Below are 4,100 nucleotides of genomic sequence, written 5' to 3'. Positions count from 1 at the left end.
GCGCCCCAAAAGGATTTCATTACATGCAGGCTGGATGCGCCCCAAAAGGATTTCATTACATGCAGGCTGGATGCGGTATACGGGGAACAGAAGTACCATGTTTTTGAAAAGAACCAGAAAACAGAGGGGCGGGATCTGAAAAAAGAAGCAGAAGCCGCAAAGATCGTTTCCCATTACTGTAATGCCTATGATGAGAATGAAAAAAAGATGGTCCTGGCCAATGATGAGGATATGCTCTATGAACTGCTGGTCTACGGGATATCTGCTATGCAGCAGTTTGCGGAAGTATATATTTCCGATGCCCTGAAAAAAATTAATATTGCGCCTGCACCGAAAGTGGCGGTGGGTGTATCTCTTTCCGGTGACCTGCTGGAGTTAAAGATGACCGCGGGAGATATGCCGAGAAACGAACTTTTGGAGATCTTATCAAAGTATAATCGGAAAAAGAAATTTTACCGTTTAAAGAGCGGTGATTTTGTAAACATGGAAGGGGAGGGGATTAACGCTCTGCTGGAAATGAAAGAAGGGCTTCACCTGACAAAAAAGCAGCTGGAACAGGAGCAGGTGGTCCTTCCAAAATACCATGCCCTTTACCTGGACGAGGAGCTGAAAGAATGGCAGTCGGTTTCCGCCCACAAAGATAAAGAATTTAAGGCACTGATACGAAATATGAAAACGGTGGAGGACAATGATTTTGAGATCCCTGCTGAAATGGACCTTATCCTGAGAGAATATCAAAAAAGAGGATTTTTGTGGATCAAGACTTTAAAATACAATGGATTTGGCGGAATCCTGGCAGACGACATGGGGCTTGGGAAGACACTTCAAGTAATCGTATTTCTGTTGTCGGAATACCTGGAGGAGGAAGGAAACAGTCCAAGCCTGATCGTGGCTCCTGCATCGCTGGTATTTAACTGGCAGAGCGAGATCCGGAAGTTTGCCCCGGATCTTCCGGTCCAGATGGTTGTGGGCAAGGCCGGAGAAAGAAAGTCTATCATCAGGCATGCAGGCAGCCGGGATATTCTTGTAACTTCCTATGATCTCTTAAAGCGGGATATCGGGCTCTATGAAAATATGACCTTCAGCAGCCAGATCATTGATGAGGCTCAGTATATTAAAAATCATAATACTCAGGCTGCCAAAGCGGTCAAGATGGTAAATGCTGGATTTAAACTGGCCCTTACCGGAACTCCGGTGGAAAACCGCCTGAGTGAACTTTGGAGTATTTTTGACTATCTTATGCCGGGATTTTTATATTCTTATCAGAGGTTCCGGGAAGAACTGGAGCTTCCGATCGTACAGGATAACAGCGAGAATGAGATAAAACGTCTTCAAAAGATGATCAGGCCGTTCGTGCCGCGGCGCTTAAAAAAGGATGTGCTGAAAGATCTGCCGGACAAACTGGAAAAAAACTATTACGCCAGGATGGAAGGAGAACAGCAGAAGCTTTATGATGCCCATGTAAAACGGATGCAGCTGATGCTGGATAAGCAGTCGGAAGAGGAATTTAAAAGTTCCAAGATCCAGATACTGTCGGAACTTACCCGGTTAAGACAGCTTTGCTGCAGTCCGGAATTGGTCTTTGATCAATATACAGGAAAATCTGTCAAATCCGATCTGTGTATTGATCTTATAAAAAATGCAGTCAGCGGAGGACATAAGATTCTCCTTTTTTCTCAGTTTACATCCATGATTTCTATATTAGAAGAGCGGCTGCAAGCTGAAAAAATTTCGTTCTATACGCTTATCGGATCAGTAAATAAAGAAAAACGGGCCCGGATGGTGGAAGACTTCAACAACGATGATACTTCGGTTTTCTGCATTTCCCTAAAGGCTGGAGGCACTGGATTAAACCTTACTTCTGCGGATATCGTGATTCATTATGATCCGTGGTGGAACCTGGCCGTACAGAATCAGGCTACGGACAGGGCACACCGGATCGGACAGGAAAACGTGGTTATGGTCTACCGGCTGATCGTTGAGGGAACCATTGAAGACAACATTGTGAAGCTTCAGGAAAAGAAAAAGGAACTGGCAGACCAGATTTTGGGCGGAGAAGGAATGGGAAGCGCAAGCTTTACCAGAGAAGAACTGAAGGAATTGTTGAAATAGACAGACGTAAGCGGAGGAGCTATGCACTCTAAAACAATCAAGTATTACAACGAAAATGCCGGAGAATTTGTCTTTAATACAGTTGGAGCAAATATGGAGTATCATCAGAAGCGTTTCTGTGAAAGGCTTCCGAAAGGGGCATTGATCCTTGACTTTGGCTGCGGATCCGGTCGTGATACTAAGCATTTTATGAGTCAGGGTTATCAAGTGGATGCGATGGACGGATCAGAGGAACTGTGCAGGATGGCTTCGGATTTTACGGGAATCGAGGTGAAGCACGGTTACTTTCATGAACTGGATGAGGAAGATAAGTATGATGGGATCTGGGCCTGTTCTTCTATTCTTCATTTGCCGATAGATGAGCTGAAAGAAGTTTTTTCTAAGATGGCAAAAGCGTTGAGGGATCAGGGTGTTGTATATGCCTCTTTTAAATATGGAGAATTTGAGGGAGAGCGGAATGGAAGATATTTTACGGATTTGAATGAGGAGCGATTGCACAGATTGATAGAAGATACAGGAGTTTTTATTGTTGAGGAAACATGGATTACGTCTGATGTAAAACTGGGGAGAGATGAAGAAAAATGGATGAATATGATTTTGAAGAAGAAAGAATTATATTAAGAGTTGATTCAGAAGGTCCTATCGAGTTTTAGACCATAGATGTTATTAGGAAAATAATTAATTAGGGAGCGATTGATCTGTAAGGATAAGGGACATACTGTCGACCTGTTATAATGTAAAAACACCAGGGGGTCGACAATAGGCGGAATAGAGCCGTGAAATGTAAAAATTATCAGCATGGTTGAAGGTTATAGTTATAAAACATGCTGTAATTTTTGCAGGTCGACAAATGGGGGTTGAAAAATGCTTATTTTTGCTATATTGTGAATGTATGGGTAATAATAGATCCACATTGGAATTTAGAGGAGAATGTGTCCGAAGAAGACAGGATGTTGGAAGAAGTAATAATAGATCCACATTGGAATTTAGAGGTAAGCCTGAAGGCTCTGGAAGGGATGATGGGGAAGGTAATAATAGATCCACATTGGAATTTAGAGGAGAATGTGTCCGAAGAAGACAGGATGTTGGAAGAAGTAATAATAGATCCACATTGGAATTTAGAGCTAATCGTAAATGCAGATTTACTTGATCGCATCAGCACGACCGTAATAATAGATCCACATTGGAATTTAGAGAAATTGATAATGGAGAACTGGTCCTCTTTAAAGATGGTAATAATAGATCCACATTGGAATTTAGAGTAGAGTAGTCAGACAGACTAAAATAGTCTTCTCCGGTAATAATAGATCCACATTGGAATTTAGAGGATGTAAGAGGAAAATTCTTTGATCGTCTCTTTGCGTAATAATAGATCCACATTGGAATTTAGAGATAGGCCACAACTTGTTTGTCACCGCATCCATCTCTGTAATAATAGATCCACATTGGAATTTAGAGGAGAATGTGTCCGAAGAAGACAGGATGTTGGAAGAAGTAATAATAGATCCACATTGGAATTTAGAGAGCAGAATTGACGGGTGCTTTCATATTGTCGTTTCATAAGTAATAATAGATCCACATTGGAATTTAGAGACGTGTAACACCCCTTACACGCAGGAGGGGGACGTAGTAATAATAGAACCACATTGGAATTTAGAGGAATATGCCGGGTACAATATCTTTAACGGAGAGTTAGTAATAATAGAATCACATTGGAATTTAGAGTCTGCAAAACCTTTATTATATTCATACTTGTATGTGTAATAATAGAACCACATTGAAATTTAAAGGCTTTATAAAAAACGTTGTGCGTTTTTACTTCCTCATCTTAATAGAAACATAGTGGAATTTAGAGGAAAATGTGAGGATTTAGCCCGACGTTTGGCCGATGATCTCTGTAATAATAGATCCACATTGGAATTTAGAGACGCTCCTTCCAATTTCGTATCAGGATATCCGCATAAGTAATAATAGATCCACATTGGAAT

Annotated in this window: 2 protein-coding genes and 1 CRISPR repeat array; both genes read left to right on the top strand. The window is 41.4% G+C overall.

The features are described 5' to 3' along the window. Positions 1–2,112, top strand: a 2,112-nt coding sequence (locus QVP35_RS12340; RefSeq protein ID WP_288187893.1) for a DEAD/DEAH box helicase, incomplete at its 5' end; no start/stop codon positions are given. Between the two features lie 21 nt (positions 2,113–2,133). Then, positions 2,134–2,733 carry a class I SAM-dependent methyltransferase gene (locus QVP35_RS12335; protein ID WP_009291122.1) on the top strand — a complete coding sequence of 200 codons (600 nt, stop codon included), beginning with the start codon at positions 2,134–2,136 and terminating at the stop codon, positions 2,731–2,733. Between the two features lie 275 nt (positions 2,734–3,008). Beyond that, positions 3,009–3,902: a CRISPR direct-repeat array (repeat unit 30 nt; unit sequence GTAATAATAGATCCACATTGGAATTTAGAG). Between the last annotated feature and the right edge of the window lie 198 nt (positions 3,903–4,100).

The sequence above is a fragment of the Anaerostipes sp. CAG:276 genome (genome assembly GCF_000432215.1).
In the GTDB taxonomy this organism is placed as follows: Bacteria; Bacillota; Clostridia; order Lachnospirales; family Lachnospiraceae; genus Anaerostipes; species Anaerostipes caccae.
Note: the sequence above shows the minus strand (reverse complement) of the source record. Positions and strands in the feature narration are given on the sequence as shown.

Bases quoted from the DNA above. Each gene is read 5' to 3' on its own strand.
- QVP35_RS12335 (WP_009291122.1), top strand. From the start codon at position 2,134: ATGCACTCTAAAACAATCAAGTATTACAACGAAAATGCCGGAGAATTT.